Annotated in this window: 12 protein-coding genes; 8 read left to right on the top strand and 4 right to left on the bottom strand. The window is 54.7% G+C overall.

Annotated features, from left to right (window positions below; all coding sequences use genetic code 11):
• The first annotated feature begins 188 nt into the window (after positions 1 to 188).
• Positions 189 to 722 carry a hypothetical protein gene (locus tag LX87_RS17455; RefSeq protein WP_111629549.1) on the top strand — a complete coding sequence of 178 codons (534 nt, stop codon included), beginning with the start codon at positions 189 to 191 and terminating at the stop codon, positions 720 to 722.
• 22 nt (positions 723 to 744) lie between these two features.
• On the opposite strand, the gene LX87_RS17450 is transcribed toward LX87_RS17455, so the two are convergent.
• Positions 745 to 2,685, bottom strand: coding sequence for an SGNH/GDSL hydrolase family protein (locus tag LX87_RS17450; protein ID WP_111629548.1), 1,941 nt, complete (start codon positions 2,683 to 2,685; stop codon positions 745 to 747).
• Between the two features lie 158 nt (positions 2,686 to 2,843).
• Between LX87_RS17450 and LX87_RS17445 the strand changes: the two genes are divergently transcribed.
• The 5 genes from LX87_RS17445 to LX87_RS17425 all read left to right on the top strand — a co-directional run bounded on the left by LX87_RS17445 (position 2,844) and on the right by LX87_RS17425 (position 9,865).
• On the top strand, positions 2,844 to 3,638 hold the full coding sequence (locus LX87_RS17445; RefSeq protein ID WP_111629547.1) for a helix-turn-helix domain-containing protein: 795 nt from the start codon (positions 2,844 to 2,846) through the stop codon (positions 3,636 to 3,638).
• A 74-nt stretch (positions 3,639 to 3,712) separates the two neighbouring features.
• Positions 3,713 to 4,450 carry a DUF8817 family protein gene (locus LX87_RS17440; RefSeq protein ID WP_111629546.1) on the top strand — a complete coding sequence of 246 codons (738 nt, stop codon included), beginning with the start codon at positions 3,713 to 3,715 and terminating at the stop codon, positions 4,448 to 4,450.
• Positions 4,451 to 4,638: 188 nt separating this feature from the next.
• Positions 4,639 to 4,878, top strand: a complete 240-nt coding sequence (locus LX87_RS17435) for a TIGR03758 family integrating conjugative element protein (protein ID WP_111629545.1) — start codon at positions 4,639 to 4,641, stop codon at positions 4,876 to 4,878.
• A 253-nt stretch (positions 4,879 to 5,131) separates the two neighbouring features.
• On the top strand, positions 5,132 to 6,862 hold the full coding sequence (locus LX87_RS17430) for a DUF6923 family protein (protein WP_111629544.1): 1,731 nt from the start codon (positions 5,132 to 5,134) through the stop codon (positions 6,860 to 6,862).
• A 204-nt stretch (positions 6,863 to 7,066) separates the two neighbouring features.
• Positions 7,067 to 9,865: a TonB-dependent receptor gene (locus LX87_RS17425; RefSeq protein WP_111629543.1), complete on the top strand. Its 2,799-nt coding sequence runs from the start codon at positions 7,067 to 7,069 to the stop codon at positions 9,863 to 9,865.
• A gap of 112 nt (positions 9,866 to 9,977) precedes the next feature.
• Here LX87_RS17425 and LX87_RS17420 read toward each other — a convergent pair whose 3' ends face one another.
• Entirely contained in the window at positions 9,978 to 11,645 is a 1,668-nt protein-coding gene (locus tag LX87_RS17420; RefSeq protein ID WP_111629542.1) for a RagB/SusD family nutrient uptake outer membrane protein, read from the bottom strand.
• Between the two features lie 48 nt (positions 11,646 to 11,693).
• Positions 11,694 to 14,705, bottom strand: a complete 3,012-nt coding sequence (locus LX87_RS17415; RefSeq protein ID WP_111629541.1) for a SusC/RagA family TonB-linked outer membrane protein — start codon at positions 14,703 to 14,705, stop codon at positions 11,694 to 11,696.
• 276 nt (positions 14,706 to 14,981) lie between these two features.
• Here LX87_RS17415 and LX87_RS17410 point away from each other — a divergent pair, with 276 nt between their 5' ends.
• Together LX87_RS17410 and LX87_RS17405 are read left to right on the top strand one after the other, a co-directional pair.
• Positions 14,982 to 15,494 carry a PPC domain-containing DNA-binding protein gene (locus LX87_RS17410; RefSeq protein WP_111629540.1) on the top strand — a complete coding sequence of 171 codons (513 nt, stop codon included), beginning with the start codon at positions 14,982 to 14,984 and terminating at the stop codon, positions 15,492 to 15,494.
• Between the two features lie 117 nt (positions 15,495 to 15,611).
• Positions 15,612 to 16,661, top strand: coding sequence for an Atu2307/SP_0267 family LLM class monooxygenase (locus tag LX87_RS17405; RefSeq protein ID WP_111629539.1), 1,050 nt, complete (start codon positions 15,612 to 15,614; stop codon positions 16,659 to 16,661).
• 72 nt (positions 16,662 to 16,733) lie between these two features.
• Here the strand turns inward: LX87_RS17405 and LX87_RS17400 are convergent, their stop codons facing one another.
• Positions 16,734 to 17,636, bottom strand: coding sequence for a manganese catalase family protein (locus LX87_RS17400; protein WP_111629538.1), 903 nt, complete (start codon positions 17,634 to 17,636; stop codon positions 16,734 to 16,736).
• Between the last annotated feature and the right edge of the window lie 223 nt (positions 17,637 to 17,859).

Raw genomic sequence — 17,859 nt, 5'->3', positions numbered from 1 at the left:
TTGGAATGAGGATCTTGATTTTCTACTAAAAGCGCAGCACCGGGCCAATTTACTACCTTCTCCTTCCGAAACGACCAGTAATTCTCCATTTCATGCCCTTCTTTTTCCGTTTCAACTGGCTTACTACAAGCAATTTAACAGCAAGCCCCGAACTTTGTCGCACTCAGTAAACACAAATCACTACGAAAATGAAAATGATTATGATGACGCTGCTGGCGGTGGTGCTGCTCAGTAGTTGTAAAAAAGACACTGACTCCGTGATGCCGGGTGGTCATGTTCCAACGGAAACCGCCGGGAAGTGGATGTATGGCTCGTTTGCCATGAGCGAGTTCTGGTCGTACGACGGCACCTACCAGGGCAATCCCTTCGAACTGGCCGTGATGTTCGACTTCAAAACTGACGGCACCTACGAGAAGTATTTCGTTGCCACCACCCGCGACTACTCCGGCTGCAAAACCGAAGCTTTTACGTTTGAAAAAGGCAGCGTGGATTTCAACGAAGCCGACGGTTCGTTTACCACCACCCCGACGGAGGGCCATTACCGGGGCTTTTATTCGTGCTTTCCCAAGCAGAACGTCAACCGGAAAATGGACCGTTCGGAACTGAAACCGCAGACCTATTACTACGAAACCACCACGGCCTCCAACGGCCAGCCCAACCTGGTGGTGCGGTTCAATAAGACCGATACCAACGTAAGCACCTTCCGGCCTACTTCATGGTAATCACAAAACCGGAAACCGGCGATTAATTGGCCAGAAAATACACGATCCGGCAGGCGGTTCCGGTGCTTTTGGGATTTTTGGTGGCCGCCATCCGCAGGTGCAGCGTGTGCTTTTTATCCGGCAAATTTCCGGCAAACAGCTTGTACCACGGCAGGTGCAACTGCTGGCTCCACTGCGTTTGCAGGTCCATTTTCCGGTACGGGCCGTTGTCGATGCGGTATTCCACCTCGCCCGCGTCCGGCCCCGACACGATGGCTATGCCTACAGCGGTTCCTGTAAAATTCAGCGTCAGTGTCGCACCCGGCGTGGTGGCTTCCAGCATGGGCCGGTCGACAAAACCGGCCCGGGTGCCCACGCCATCCGCCGGTTTCCAGTTTTCGACCAGCTTCCAGCCGCTGCCCAGTCTGGCCTCCTGAATCGGCACGTACCGCCCGCGCTCAAAACTGCCCCGGTTCAGTGGAGCCGTTGAAGCCGACGGTTTACCGCCATTTTCGGTTGACTGAAAACCGGCATTCAGTAAATATTTAATCGTCTGAAAATAGATTTCCTGCCCGAATGGCGACGGGTGCAGGTCCTTGAAATCGTATTCCCACGAAAATTCTCTGGCGGCAATCCGGTCGTAGACTTCGCGGGCCAGGTCGATGGACGGCAGACCATAATGAGCCGCTACCCGCTCGTGATTGGCCAGCTCGACCGGCTTTTTGCCCTGCCGGAAATCGCCAAACTTGTCCGGGTCGGCAAATTCCATCAGCACAATATCCACCACCGGATTCGTTCGGCGGGCATGCCGCACAATGCCTTCCAGCGCCCGGAGCTGCGTCAGGCTGTCGGTTTCGTTGGTGCGGTCGTTGACAGCGGCTTCCAGAAAAAGCAGGTCAATTTTGCCCTTGCTCAACACGTCCTGCTCCACCCGGAACGCGTGCGGCAAACTCCCCAGCGACGGAATCCCGGCTTTGATAAACGTAAACTCGGTTTGCGGAAACCGCTCCTGCAAATACTGGCTCACCTTGTCGCGCCAGCCGGGATTGTGCGTGATGGACCCGCCCAGAAACGCCACGGTGGCTTTTTTCTGCTCCGTAATGGTCCGGTAGACGTTCGGCAAACCGTTCCGAACCTGCACATAGGGCTTGTGGTTCAGCGGTTTTTGAACCGGATACGAATGCTGCTGGATAAAATCGGCCCAGCGTTCGGGGTGTTCAATCGGAAAATGATGTCCTTCCAGTTTTTGCGCCCCCCGCGACATGGTGTATACCGTGGTCGGGCCGCCCAGTTTCTGATACCGTTCGACGAGCGGAAACGTGTTTTCGTCGTTCGGCACCACCCGGTCGGTCAGGCTGATGACGTGCAGAATCGGAACCTTGTAAGCCGCCAGTCCGGTCAGGTTATCCATCGGCTGATCGGCATAGGCCAGCGCCTGCTGCTCCGTGAAGCCGTAGACTTCCAGCAGTTGCTGCCACGACTTAGCATCGCCTTTGCTCTTGCCTTTGCCACCGGGCCAGCTTTTGAAATCACAGACGGGCGCTTCGGCGTAAATGCAGCTCACTTTGGCGGGGTTACGTTTGGCCCAGGCGTAGACGTACAAACCGCCCCGGCTGACGCCCTCCAGCGCCACCTTCGGCGCAAAGCCTTTTGCGGAAACCAGATACTGGTAAAAATCGTCCCAGGCCATCATGGCTTTGGGCGCACCGTACTGATCGTTGGTGTTAATGTAGGCGATGTGAAAGCCGCGTTCAAGCAGAATGCTGTCCATCTCGACGTGCCAGTCGGGAAAGTGCGCCCGCCAGACCCAGGGATTTCCGGGCAACGGCTTTCGGGGCTTGATGTACCGTGCCGGAATGCCGTTCAGCTTGAATTCCACTTTTTCGAAGCTATGCCACAAACTGATCTTTTCGTCCGTTTGTGCCCGGAGTGCGGTACTGTAAAGGGTAAAAAAACCGAAAATAAAGAGGATAACGAAGCGCATGGAAGGGTACGGGTCAGGTTAAAAAGGAAGGCAAAAACCGGCGGTATCTACTCTTTTGCGTATAGGAGTACGTTTTGCTGAAAAAAGACCGGGTTGAATGTTGGTAAAACAAGGACTAATTTGCCTTCGTTTATCAGCTTGAAAACCGACCCTGCCTCATGCGGTATCAACAACAAAAACCGTCACCCGCCTTAGCGCCTTACGTAGCCAGTTTCTGGATGGGCGAGGTGGATGTCAGCCCGGAACAAATTTTTCATTACCGGGATATTGCGCGAAGCCGGGTCGAACTGCTTTTTTTATACGAAGGCACCTTCGATGCCCCGGTTACCGGGGTTGCCGGCCAGGGGTTGCACGGGCCAAGTAGCTGCCCAAAACCGTATCGATCTTCGGCGCGTACGCTTGGCCTTTTCGGGGTGCAGTTTTACCCCCATGCCCTTCCCGAACTGTTTTCCATTCCAGCCATTGACCTGGCGAATGAATCCGTTGATCTGGCGGATTTTCCGGGCCGTCAGCAGGCTGCCCTGGCCGAGCAGATTGGTTTAGCCGGTTCATTTGCCGAACGGGTGCGGATCATGACCCTTTTTCTGGAACGCCGTCTTCAGAACGCCATTCCGCAAAATCCGGCTATCACGTCGGCCATCTACCAGATTCGGCAAACCCGCGGGTTAATCAACATCAGGGATCTGGCGCAGGAAACAGCCTACTCACAACGGCAGTTTGAACGGCTTTTCAAGCAGCAGGCCGGTTTTTCACCGAAAGCCTACGCCCGGATCATTCGGTTCGAATCGGTCATCGCCCGCTACTGCCAGTCCGCCAAATCCCTGACCGAACTGGCCCACGAATGCGGTTACTTCGATCAGGCCCACTTCAACCACGACTTCAAAACCTTCACCGGCTACAACCCTTCCCAATTCTTTTCGTACCTGGCGAATCCCTTCAGCGCGAACGGCTGAATGTCGTTTTTTTACAAGCATTGCCCATTGGGTTGCCTCAACTTTGCGGTTTCCAACCCTTTCGACAACCCGCTATGAACGCCATCACGCCTATTTTCCCCTGCCAGTCGCTGCCCGAACTGCTGGAATTTTACGAGCTTCTCGGTTTTGAGATTACGTATCAACAAAAAAGTCCGAACCCGTATGCATGCCTCAAACGGGGCTGGATCCGGCTGGATTTTTACGGCCTTAAACAGTATACGCCCGGCCAATGCTACCATACCTGCTACATTCTTTCGGAGGAGGTCGAGCAATTGTATGAAGACTTTACGGAGGCCCTTCGGCAGAAGTACGGCAAACTCCCCACCCGTGGGTTGCCGCGCATCAGCCAGCTTAGGGATAAAGTATCAACGAAATACCCGAGCACCCGGGAGTTTATGTTTTCGGATATTGCCGGAACCTGCATCCGCATCGGCAAAACGATTGTTCATCCGGCCGAGGACGACTATCCGGAAGCCATCAAAGCCGCCAGCCAGCGCCTTTCGCTGGCGCTCGATTTTGCGTATAAAAGCGAGGATGAGCCGGATGAATACGCCAAAGTTGCTAAAGTATACGATACCGCCATCGCCCGGGATCAGGACAAACCGTGCGAGAATCTGTTCAAGGTGATGGTTCACCGGGCCGAGCTAGCTGCCGATCATGGCGAGCCGGAAGTGGCCCGCGAACTGCTACAAACCATTCAGGCCGATCCTTATTTCCAGCAAAACCGCCCGCGTTTCAAGGCTGAGACAGCCCGCATGAGCGATATTGCGAAAAAGCTGCCTTCGGTTTGAGACTCCCGCACCGACCGTTGGCTCAATCATCCGCCAGCCCTTTCATTTGAAGGGCTGGCCCGCGGTTTTCGTCTCTCCGTTACGTCGCCCGGCGCGGACGGCTGTTTTGCGGTTAATTTTGGAATGGCTTTTCAACCAACGGTTTACCGCTAGCCAGCTCCCTTATTTTTCCGCAAACAACAAGAACAATGACACCCGTAAAACTTACCCCTGTCAATACCGCGTGGCAAACCCGGCCGATGAATGGCGGTCGGGTACTGGCTTCCCTGCTCCTCTTTTTGCTGGCGCTGAGCGCTACCGGAACGGTTTTCTGGCTCTGGACCACCGGCCAGCCCATCGCGGCTCTGTGGGTGGGCCTGACGCTCTGGCTAACGGTCCTGGTAGCTGGCATGTCTTTCTGGCTGCTGTCACTCGGCAGACAATCCTGAGGAGTCGCCGTTGGCCCGGTTTTACCTAGGCAACCCGGTTCCTTCTATCTCATGTAGAATTATTACCCATGCTTTCTTGGCTTTAGTGACTTTCTTCTTGCCCTACCGTCCTACGCTTACCTTTTGCGCTAAAGCAAAGGAGACTAAAACGGTTTATTTCATCACTCGGAACCTCGTTCCGACCTAACCAGATGAACCCGTTTGCCAAGCTTCAGCGATCCGGCTTAGGTTTTCGGGTTTATCATTCAATCACATGAAGTCATTTTATAGCGAATTCAGATTGCGATTTTTCCACCGCCAGGCTGCGTTATTGGTGTCACGCTGGCTTTTTGTTTTGCTAGCCCTGTCTTTCCAGGTTTCATTGGCACAAACGCCCACCCCTTTTGACTGCTCGACCGGATTGGGTTACATCCTGACCAACCCTACGACCAACGCCAACGGTAATGTCACCAGCTTTTACTCCTTCAATCTGTCGGACGGTAGTTCGACCCTGATTAAAGCCGGTGTCTTGCCCGAACCCAACCGATTCCTCAACGGATTTGGCTACAACACCGCCGATAATTTTCTGTACGGATATCGCTACAACACCAACCAGATTGCGCGTTTGGGGAGCAACGGCGAAATCCAACTTCTGACGGTATCGGGTTTGAGTATGTCGGGCAATTTTGCATCGGGCGATGTAAGTCCAGACGGCATTTTGTATTTGTACGGTTCAGCCGGCGTTGTCGCCATCAACCTTAATCCAACGTCACCCGATTACCTCGTGGCAAAAACCCGGCTGAGTGGTTCGGCCACGGCGGCTCTAAACGGCCTCAACGACTGGACCTTTAATCCGGTAGATGGCAAAATCTACGGCATGACAACCGCCAAAAATTTGGTCAGTTACGATCCTGCCACCAATACGGTCACCCCGCTGGGGCCTGTCAACGGATTAGCCAGTGAAACCGGCGCGTTCGGAACGGCTTTTATGGACAGCTTTGGAAATATGTACATTGGAAACAACGCCAGCGGTAACATCTACAAGATTTCTACCCCCAATATGGCATCATCTCCTTTCACGGCAACCCTGTTTTCCAGCAGTCTGGCGGGAAAAAGCCCCGGCGACGGAGCCCGGTGTGCCAACCAGATCGTGCTGCCGTCGGCCAACGATGATCAGGCCTGTCTGACATCGGCCACAGCTCCCCTCTCCCTTAGCGTCGTGGCTAACGATGGCGCGGGCAGTTTCCCGCTCGACCCGGCTTCCGTTCGGCTGGTCGATCCGGCAAGCGGTTCCGACGTAACTTCTGTTACCATTGCCGGTGAAGGAACGTACTCAGTGAACACCACAACAGGCGTCGTTACATTTAGCCCGGCTTCGGAATTTACGGCTTCGACGGTAACATATACCATCAACGATACACAGGGCGGCAAATCCGGACCGGCCACGCTGACCGTCAGCCTTTGTAGCCTGCCGGTTCGTTTGGTAAGCTTCACGGCCAGAGGAGTTGAACAGGCGATTACCACAAACTGGAAAACGTCGGAAGAAATTAACTTTGACCACTTTGAACTGGAACGCACGCTCGACCCTCGCAGTGGGTTCGAATTTCTGGCTTCTCTAGCTCCAAAGCCGGATGTCATGAAGGGGGATTATTCCTATCTGGACAAAACCGTACAACCCAACACGTATTATTACTACCGGTTAAAGATGGTAGATCGGGATGGCCGTTACGAATACTCCAAAGTGCAATCCGCCCGCTGGGAGTTAATAGGAACGCTGAAAATTTTCCCTAATCCGGTCGCTACAAACTTAACGGTTACCTGCGCCGAACCCATTGCATCGTTCCGTCTGACTAATTCTTCAGGAAAAAAGGTCTTGTCTCAGGCTGAGCTCAACACCGCCCAACTTACGTTTTCTGTAACAAACCTGGCGACGGGCTTATATGACTTACAGATTACGACCCGGACTGGCGTTTCCGAAAGCCGTAAAGTAATCATCCGGAAATAATCCTTATTTCAATTTCATACATTGCAGTGGCCCTGCCCACCAGACACCCTCAGCAATGGGGGTGTCTTTTCGGGCTCCGACAATACCCTGTCCGATTGCCAGACAGCGGCCGTTGCCGATGGAACGAAACCAAACTTTATTGAAAAGTTTACATCTAAAACTTCGCTTCGGTAGTTATACCTCTATTTCAAAACCATAGGACCTATGAAGAAGCGCTATCTCAGTTCTAAAATCCCTTTTTTATTAACCCTCAGTCTCCTCTGCTGGAGTAGCTGGGCCGTTGCTCAGGGCGTTCGCGGACGTGTAATGGATGCCCAGAGCAGAACGGCGCTGCCGGGCGTTTCTGTCGCTGTCGAAGGCACAAACTCGGGCACCACCACGGATGCAGACGGCAATTTTACCCTTTCGCTCCAACCGGGTAGTTACTCCCTCCGCGTCAGCTTCATTGGGTACACTACCCAAACCGTGGCCGCTCAGGTCAGTGGCGCCGATTTCACGACGGTAAACGTGGCCCTGCGGGAAGAAACTTCCAGCCTGAGCGAAGTCGTCGTGATCGGTTCGCGGTCAACCCAAACCCGCACCAGCACCGAAACCGTATCACCGGTGGATGTGATTCAATCCCGCGATCTGCTGGCAACGGGTCAGGTAGAACCCACACAGCAACTTAATTTCGTGGCCCCTTCCTTTAACTCCTCCCGCCAGACGATTGCCGACGGCACTGACCACATTGATCCGGCCACACTGCGCGGTCTGGGTCCCGATCAGGTGCTGGTGCTGCTGAACGGCAAACGACGGCACAATCAGGCGCTCATTAACATCAACGGAACCGTCGGACGCGGCTCGGTGGGCACCGACCTGAACGCGATTCCCTCGGCGGCCATCGAACGCATTGAAGTACTGCGCGACGGGGCTTCGTCTCAATACGGTTCTGACGCCATTGCGGGCGTAATCAACCTCCGGCTCAAGGAACGGCCCGGTACCACCGTCAACGCCCAGTTGGGCCAGCAGTACGAAAGCGATGGCGAGGTGGCCCAGATCGGCGTCAACCACGGTTTCAAACTGGGCCAAAACGGTTTTTTGAGTTTAACCGGCGAATTCCGGCACCGGGGCGCTACCAACCGCGCCGGTACCTACAACGGACCGGTGTACGTAAACTGGAACGTGAACCGGGCAACGGGCGAAACCGATGCGGCTTACATCGCCCGTCGGCAGGGTTTGTACAATCAGGATCAGGCGTTGATTCAACAGAATAATTTCAGCCTGGAAAACAACATGCAGGTCGGTAATTCGCGGGTCGATAACGCCGGTTTGTTCCTGAATATGCGGCTTCCGCTGGGAGCCACCACCAGTTTTTACGCGTCGGGTGGTTTGAATTACCGGAAAGGCAAAGCCGCCGGGTTTTACCGGTATCCGTTCCAGACCACGCAGGTTATTACGGAGATTTACCCCAACGGTTTTCTGCCCAATATTGAGTCGACGATCAACGACCAGTCTTTACTGATAGGCGTTAACGGTGAATCGAACGGCTGGCGCTGGGACATCAGCAACGTTTATGGCGGCAACTCTTTCCGCTACGACATTACCAACACCAACAATGCATCGCAGTTTGCGCTGAAGGCCAGCGCCCCAACCCAGTTTTACGCCGGTACGCTGAGTTTTTACCAACACACATACGACGCCAGTGTTGCCAAGGATATTGGTTCACAGCTTGGTCTGAAGTCCTTCAACGTGGCTGCCGGGTTGACGTTCCGGAATGATCAGTACAGAATCAAAGCCGGAGAGGAAGCGTCTTACACCAACTACGATCCGGCTTCGGGCCGGTCGGGGGGCGCGCAGGTTTTTCCGGGTTACCAGCCCGCCAATGCCGTCAATGCCACCCGAAGCATGGTTGGCGGCTACGTAGATATAGAAACTGACCTGACGGAAAACCTGCTGGTGAATACCGCAGCCCGCTACGAATACTACAACGATTTCGGCGGGAACCTGGCCGGAAAGCTGGCCGCCCGTTACAAATTCAGCGATGCCTTTTCACTACGGGGTTCCATCAGCAACGGTTTTCGGGCTCCTTCGCTGCACCAACGGTATTTCAGCGCCATCAGCACGGTATTTGTCTCTACGGGGCAAGGGCTTGAACCCCGCCAGACCGGAACGTTCCGCAACGACAGCCCCATTGCCCAGGCGTTTGGCGTGCCGGAGCTAACGGCCGAACACTCGACCAATTACAGCGTCGGGATTACGTCACAACCCGGCCGGGCGGTTAGCATCACCCTCGATGCGTACCAGATCAACATCCGCGACCGGATTATTTACAGCAACCAGTTTGCGCGTGGCACCTCGGCAGCGGGCGTCATCATTGGCACTATTCTGGATCAGGCCGGGCAACAGGAAGTGAATGCAGCCCAGTTTTTTTCCAACGCGATCAACACCCAGACGCGCGGTATTGACGTGGTGGTGGCAACCAGTCCCCGGCTGGGCAAAGGCTCGATTGATCTGACCCTGGCGGCCAACTTCAACGAAACGAAAGTGGTCGGCGACATTCAACGGCCCGGCGCCCTTCCCAACGATGCAGCCCTGGGCAATTTCCTATTCAACCGGCAGGATAGCGCCCGACTGACGGTGGGCCAGCCCCGAAGTAAAATTGCCCTGACGGCCAATTACCGGCTGAACAAATTCGGTGCGGTGCTGCGGTTTACGCGGTTCGGCGAGGTGCAGGCGTTTGACCCGTCCAATCCCCGGCTGGATGAATTTGCCAATCCCCGACTCATAACGGATTTCAGCGTTTCATACCGGCTTCAGCCAACCATTACCCTGACGCTGGGCGCGAACAATATCTTCGATGTTTACCCGGACAAGCTCCGGATGACGCAGCAACCAACACCGGAGCGGTTTGGCTCGGCCGTATTGGATAATTCCTCGTATGGGCGATTCGTCTACGGTCGGTCAGCCACGCAGTTTGGCTTCAACGGCGGCTATTATTTCCTGAACGTGTCGGCCAGTTTTTAAAGCAAATAATCCTAAAAAAGAAGGAGCGCGGCATTCCGCGCTCCTTCTTTTTTTATCCACTGGCTCTACACTCTGTTTTCGGTCCAGGTGTTACGAGCAACGGGGGCAGGAATCAATATCCGGGATTCTGCGCCAGATACCCCGGCAGGTTCGAGGCTCCGTCGATGGCGGTTTGCGGAATCGGGAAGATGCGTTTCTGCGGGTTAGCGTCCGTTTTTTCCGTCCACTTACCCTCATACTTTCCGAAGCGAATCAGGTCCGTCCGGCGAACCATTTCCCAGTACAGCTCAAAGCCCCGCTCGCGCAGCAGCAGATCGAGATTCATGCTGGTCAGAGCCGGGGCCGGGGTGGTCGATGTCCGGGCCGCCCGAACCGTGTTTACATCCGCCAGTGCAGCAGCCGCATCGTTGCTTTTCCGCAATTTGGCTTCGGCCCGCATCAGGTATACGTCGGCCAGCCGAACAATGGAAATGTCGACATCGCCCAGGTTCCGGCCTGACTGCGATTTGGGGCTAAACTCGTACTTCAAAACCCGGTAGCCGGTGTTGTAGTCACTGCCCGTTACTGTAAAATCCACCTGCTCCGTAAACGTTACCGGTAACGTGGGCCGGTTGCGCGTTACGTTGAATAATTTGCCAACGCGGTAGTTACTGCCGCAGCGCACAAACGCCCCGTTGACCCGCACCAAACCGTATTGCGGCCCCCGCAGAATCCCCCGGTCCATAATCACGTCAGCAGCCGCCATACAGGAGTCGGCGGGGATATTCAGGTTTTTCTTGTAAAAGCGTGGGTCACGACCGGCGGGGTCGCCCGGCGCGTAAGCCGCTACCCAGCTCTGGTAAAAATCGGGCGTAATGGCCGGGCCATCGGTACCGTTGGCGCCCGGGAAAGCAGGCAGCGGAAACTGATCACCGGATAAGGAGAAGTAAGCCAGCCGGTTGTGGCCGTTCAGTTCGGCCCGCTGATCGACCGCAAAAATCAGTTCCTTGTTGGTGTGATTATCGGCGTTGAAAATCGAGAAGTAATCCGCCGACAACTGGTATTGACCAGAACTGATGATTTTGTCGCAGTATTCAATCGCCTTGTCCATGTCTTCGGGCTTGAAGCTAAACTGAGCCGCGTAGCGATCCCGGTAGACGGCGGCATTCAGATACAGCCGGGCCAGCAAACCCCACACACCCGCCTTCGTTAATCGGCCGGGTCCGACGTTTGTTGCCAGATCCGGTTCAGCGGCCAGAAATTCGGCCTTCAGGTATTCCAGGGCTTCGGCACCGCGCAGAATTTGCGAAACCCCCTGCGGATCGTCTTTGACAAACACCAGTCCGAACAGATCGAGCAATACCATGTTGTAGTAAGCCCGCATACCCCGCGCTTCGGCGATGTACGTTTTCACGCTGGAATCGTTGATACCCGGCAAGGTATTGAGCGCCGTAACGGCCCGCGAAATTCCCTGGGTCAGATGCCCCCAGGTGTTGCGCAGGTTCGGGTCGGTGCTGGTGTGCGTATGCTGGTGCAGAGCCAGGTAAATACCGTTATCGCCCCAGTCTGTCCCACCCCGGTAGGGCAGAATGGCTTCGTCGGTCGAGATTTCCTGAAGAGCAAAGTAGGTGGTATGCTGAAATATGTCCGGCAGACGAGCGTAGACGGGGGCCAGGTTTCCGTCAGCGGCCTGTTTTTCGGTCAGGCCGGTCGCCGATGATTCGTCCAGTACGTTTTCCGTCAGGTTCGTACAGCCGTTCAGGCCCAACAGGGCTATGGTTACAATAAGAATCTTTTTCATGGTTGATAATCGCCTTCTCCAATTGTAGAAATCGGGCAGGATTACAAATTAAAAGGTGACATTAAGGCCAAAAACAAACGAGCGGGCTTTCGGGTAGCTCAGGTAATCAATCCCGTACGAGGAAATACCGTTCACGGTCCGGTCCGTGTTGACTTCAGGATCGTAGCCGTTGTAGTTGGTAATGACGAACAGGTTCTGGCCGGTGGCCGAAATCCGGACGTTGGAAATCCACCGCTTCATCCCGATCAGTTGGGGGTTGAGGTTGTAGCCCAGCGTCAGGTTGTTCAGCCGGAAGAAAGAGCCATCTTTCAGGAATCGGGTCGAAACCGGAGCCGAGTTATTGATCGACTCGTTCGATTCGCCAATTCCCTCGGGGGTTGTGTTGAGTCCCTTCACTAACCGGGCTCTGTAGAAAAGGGCATTGGCGGTATTGTCGTAAATTTTATTACCGGATACACCGTTGAAGTTGGCCGTCAGGTCGAAGCCCCTGTAAGATGCCGTAGCGTTGAAATTGAACTGCTTTGTGGGCAGGGCACTGCCAGCCGCAATCCGGTCTTTGTCGGTTCCAGGGTTGCCGTCGCCGTCCGTATCGCGGTAGGCACTCAATCCTTTCTCATCGATACCAATGTACTCGCGCAGGAAGAACGTTCCGATTGGCTGGCCGTTGACGTAGCCGTTGACAGTTGCCGACGTAAGACCGGAGCCCGAAGCAGAACCCGACGTAATGACCGAGTAAGGTGAGTTGTTCACCCGGTTTTTGATAAAGGTAATGTTACCGCCCAGGTCCAGCCGAAAACCGCTCTTGCTGGCATATCGGTAGTTCAGGCCCAGTTCCACGCCCTGGTTGGTGATGGTCATGTCCGGTACGTTGGTCCAGTAGGTCGAAGCCGGTTGAATGGGATCAGCCGGAATTACTTCCAGCAGAATTTTACCGGATACCTTGCGGAAATAATCCAGCGTACCCGTTAAGGCACCCTTGAACAAACCAAAATCCAGACCAATGTCCGTCTGGGTGGATACCTCCCACTGAATGTTGGGGTTGGCGAACCGGGTGTAGGTTGTACCGGCCGGGTAGGTCGTCGAAGCGTCGAGCGGGTAGCTGGTCGATGCGCTCACCTGCGAGGTAAATAGTGCCTGGGTGATCTTCGACGGTATTTCCTGATTACCGGTCTGACCCCAGCCCGCCCGAATTTTCAGATCCGAGAAAGGTCCCGACCGCAGGAAGGGCTCGTCCGACAACCGCCAGCCTGCCGAGAAGGACGGGAAAACACCGTACTTGTTGTTGGCTCCGAACTTACTCGAACCGTCGGCCCGGACGGTGGCCGTGAGCAGATACCGGTCTTTGTACTGATAGTTTACCCGCGAGAAAAAGGATTGCAGTTCGTTTTCAAGCGCCAACCCGATGGGCCGGTTGTTGGCCAGCGTCAGATCCTGCCCCAGTCCAACATTGTTAATTGGCTCAATGGGCGAAATGGGAAACTTGTTGATACTCCAGGTGCGCTCCCGAATCATAAACTTCTGGTACGAGTGTCCCAGCAGGGCCGTCAGACTGTGGTTATTCCAGCCACGCGTGTAGGTAAAGTAGTTCTCGATCAGGAAGTTCTGGTTTGTTCCGTAGAGACTTTCGAGCCGTCCGTCCTGCTGGGGAACCAAATTGGCCAGCGTTTGCTGATCGCGGGTCGAGCTGGCGTTATCCACGCCCAGACTCATCTTGTAAACCAGGTCTTTAGTGAGCTTGAACGAAGGGGACACATTCGCTACGACCCGGTTGATGGTCGTGATGTCTTTCTGGAGATTCAGCGTCAGCACCGGATTCGTAAATGCCTGATACCGCGCCGGAGACCCCGTTGCATCGTAGGCCGGGTATGTTGGATTAGCCGAAAGAGCCGAGCCCACAATGCTTTCGGTGGGTGGCCGCTGGTTGCGGGTTTGCGAAGCCGTCAGGTTCACATCCAGCACCAACCGGTCTTCCAGAAATCGCTGGGAGGCATTGAAGCGGCCCGTATACCGGTTAAACTGGCTGGTTTTCAGGACGCCCTCCTGATTCTGGACGCTCAGCGAACCGTAGTAGGTCAGCCGGTCGGCACCTCCGCTCAAACTCAGGTTGTAATCCTGGGTGATGGCCGTCCGGCTGATTTCCCGCTGCCAGTCGGTCGAAGCCTTCTGGTCCTCTAACGTCCCACCGAGCCCGGCCACCTGCTGGCGGTACTCATCCGCCGAGAATACGGGCAGATAGTTCGCTACGTTCGAGATGCCGACATTGGCCGAAACCGTCAGGTTGGAGGTTCCCGCTTTCCCTTTCTTGGTCGTGATCAGAATAACACCGTTGGCTCCGCGGGCCCCGTAGATCGCCGTGGCCGAAGCATCCTTCAGCACGTCGATGGATTCGATATCCTGCGGATTGAGGAAGTTCAGGGGATTCAGCGGACTGGACGACCCGCCGGTATTGGAATTGTCCAGCGGAATGCCGTCGAGAACAAACAGGGGTGTACTTCCCGTACGAACGCCCCCCGGCCCGCGAACCGTGATCGTTTGCCGACCGCCCGGCTCACCACTCGCCGAGGTGACGTTTACCCCGGCCACCTTGCCTTGCAGCAATTGCTCCGGTGAGTTGATAATCCCCCGGTTAAATTCGGTGCTTTTCAGGGTGGTCAGCGCACCCGTGGCGTCTTTCTTGGTGGTGGTTCCGTAACCAATAACAACCACCTGACTGAGTTCCGACGCCGATGCCTTCAGCGCCACGTTTATCGTGGTCTGGCTGCCCACGGTTACTTCCTGGGAGACAAAACCGATGAAACCAAACACCAGCACCCCACCGGCGTCCGGCACCGTAATCCGGTATTCGCCATTGGCGTCGGTGGTGGTACCGCGTTGTGTTCCTTTCAGGACAACGCTGCAACCCGCCAGGGCTTCGTTGGTGGTTGCGTCGGTCACCCGGCCGCTGACGGTTATTTCAGCCACCGTCCTGTTACCCGAAGAAACGGGCGTTTGGGCTGTCGCCAGCAGTTGGCTCTTGCCTTCCACCGCCAGCAACAGGAGAGCCAGCAGCATACAGTACATCCTCCTCTCAGCCTTCACTGAGGGAGGAGAAAAAGGGTAAAAAAACATCATAGTTGGGAAAGTGTTAAAGGTGGCAAAGTTGCTGGAATCAATCAGATTCCTACTTCAATCGTCAAATATTTAAAAATAATTTAATATAGCAATAGGCTCTCCAAAAGGTTCAGCCGGAGCGTTCTGAGCGCGTTTGACGGATGGCCGTACGCCGTGGGAAACTTTTAAGCTCCTCGCCAGTTCACGATTGACAGGCACCTCTCACTTCTTCCCCAAACGGATGCGATGAAAAGCAACAAATGGTTTCTGCTACTGCTGTTTGCAGGCTGGACAGCACCGATTCTGGCACAAAATGTAACCAGGACAGCCATCAAACGGTACATCAACGTTCCGGCGGGCTATCTGATGGTGTTGCGGCAGGGAGACGATGTGTTTGCGCACCTGGAAGAGCTGGCCCGGAAAGAAAAAATTCCGTCGGCAACTTTCACCGGAATGGGCTTTGTCAACGCAAAATTCGGGTATTTCAACCGGGAGACGAAACAGTATGACCCCCGAGAATTTGAGGATGTGGAGCTAGCGAGCCTGAGCGGGTCCATTGCCTGGCAGGATCAGAAACCGTCGCTGCACGTACACGGGGTCGTTACGGATAAAAATTTTCAGGCGTTTGGCGGCCACCTGCTGGCGGCTACCGTCGGCACCGGGTCGGTGGAAATTATGGTAACGGTTCACGATAAACCGCTTAAACGGGTCATGGAACAACCGCTCGGGGCCAATATCCTGAATCTGGAACCCGATTAATTGTTCGCGATCGCTTTACACGTTGTGATGGGTCAACTTTTATCCAATCAAATTTGTTGTAGCTACATCAAATACCGTTCTCTCATGGAATAACCTTCCGTTTTAACTTAAAATAGTATGGAATTAGGAATCAGTAGCTTTGGCGAAGTTGTACCCGACAATGTGGCCGGGAAAGCCGTTCATGCCCACCAGCGGATGCAGGACCTGCTGGAGGAAATCAAACTGGCCGACGAAGTGGGGCTGGACGTGTATGCCCTGGGCGAACACCACCGGCCCGATTTTATGGTATCGGCCCCCGAGGTGATCCTGGCGGCAGCGGCCACGCAGACCAAAAACATCCGGCTGTCGAGTTCGGTCACGGTGCTGAGTTCCGCCGATCCGGTGCGGGTTTTTCAGAATTTTGCTTCACTGGACCTTATTTCCAACGGTCGGGCCGAAATCATGGCCGGACGCGGGTCGTTCATCGAATCGTTTCCGCTGTTTGGCTACGATCTGAAGGACTACGATGAACTCTTTACCGAAAAGCTCGATCTGCTGATCAACATTAATAAAAACGAGATTGTCAGCTGGCAGGGCAAACACCGGGCGTCCATTAACGGTCTGGGCGTTTATCCCCGCCCCTATCAGGCCGAACTTCCCATCTGGCTGGCCGTGGGCGGCACCCCGGCTTCGGCGGTTCGGGCGGGTACGTTGAACCTCCCGATGACGGTGGCCATTCTGGGTAGTACGCCCGACCGGTTTGTGCCGTTCGTCAACCTGTTCCGGCAATCCGCGCAAAAAGCGGGACACGATGTATCGAAGTTACCCCTGGCGATCAACTCCCATTTTTATCTAGCCGACGATTCACAACAGGCTGGTGATGAACTTTTTCCGGCCTACGCGTCGATGATGAACCGGATTGGTCGGGAGCGCGGCTGGTCACCGCTGGGCCGGGAGCAGTACGAGTATATGCGGCAATACGGTCCGCTGATGGTGGGCAGTCCGCAACAGATTGTTGACAAGATTCTGTATTTCCACGAACTGTTCAACAACACCCGCTACCTGGCGCAGGTGATCGGTGGTGCCCAGCTTCCGCACGCGAAGATTATGCGCTCCATCGAATTGTTTGGCACCAAAGTGGCGCCGGAGGTCCGGAAGGCGCTGAAAGCGAAGGAAATCAGCGCGTAAGCAGGTGTCTTACGGCCTGGGTTCTATCATAAACACTGGAGCCGCAACGGGTGGTTGCGGCTCCAACATCTTTTATAACTTGATGCCGAGTTTCTTGGCAATATCCGCAAACATTTCCGGATCGATTTCATCATCGCCGGGGGCATTCAGTTGCGGCTCTTCGTCCAGATCGGGGGCCGGGAATCCTTCGGGATGGCCAAAAACCACCTCCACTTCCTGTCCATCGTCGGGGTGCGTACCGTTCCAGATCAAACCGGCCTGCTGATAATCGTCCTTGCTGAACGTGTACAGTTTCAGGTGCAGTTTATTTTCCATGAACTTCTTGGCTTCCGGAAAAGCGTTGTTGCTCAGGTTCGGAATCGGCAGCAGTTTGGTCACTTCCACGCCGGTTAGTTTTTCGAGCGCTTTGGCATAAGCCACTACGTGTAAACCGCCCCGCACCAGCAGATAACCGATCATGGTCCGGGCCGTTGGGTCGCTAACCATTTCGTAAACCCGCATTTTGTTGGCGCGGGCCCCGCATTCCAGAAAGAAATTGTGCAGCAGATCAAGCTTCAGGTTCCCACTGTTGAAGACGTTTTGCCCCGTCCAGTAATGGCCCATCGAGTCCATTGCCAGCGCCGACTGTCCACTGGCAATAAAATGGTGCGTGTTACGGGCGTTCACTGCATCGGCCAAAGGTGCCGTTGTTGGATCAAAGCCGCGTTTGGACGTACCGGTCAGCAGCAGGTTGACGGTATAGGCGACCACTTCAATATGGCCGTATTCTTCACCCGCAATGCTGCTGATTACATCATAAAAGGGGCGGATTTTTTTACGACCTCTGAAGTTGAACGACTGGTAGGTGTAGTTCATCAGGGTCGACATTTCCCCGAATTTTCCACCGAGAAGTTCCTGTACAGCAGCCGCATCGTTGGGTGACGGGTTTTTGGGAGTAGGCAGCTCAATCGGCAGCCGATCCATTTTTAGAATCATAACCTGAGTTGATTAGAGTAAGAACACAATGTTTTTTTCTTCAACTCGCCATGCACCAGATGGTTAGTAGCGGCCGGCTCTAAAAAAAGACCTGGGGGCTAACTCGCTAAACAAAAGCCCTTTCTGTCAGCTCTTCCAAAAAGTAGTTAGCGAACGGCCCATTTTTAAACTTTCTCTTTCAACAACCGTTTCCTCGGGCGTTTCGCCTAAGTAAAAAATAGCC

The organism is Larkinella arboricola, from assembly GCF_003259745.1.
Lineage (GTDB): Bacteria > Bacteroidota > Bacteroidia > Cytophagales > Spirosomataceae > Larkinella > Larkinella arboricola.
The sequence above is the reverse complement of the archived record's forward strand: the minus strand, read 5'-3'. Positions and strand labels throughout refer to the sequence as shown.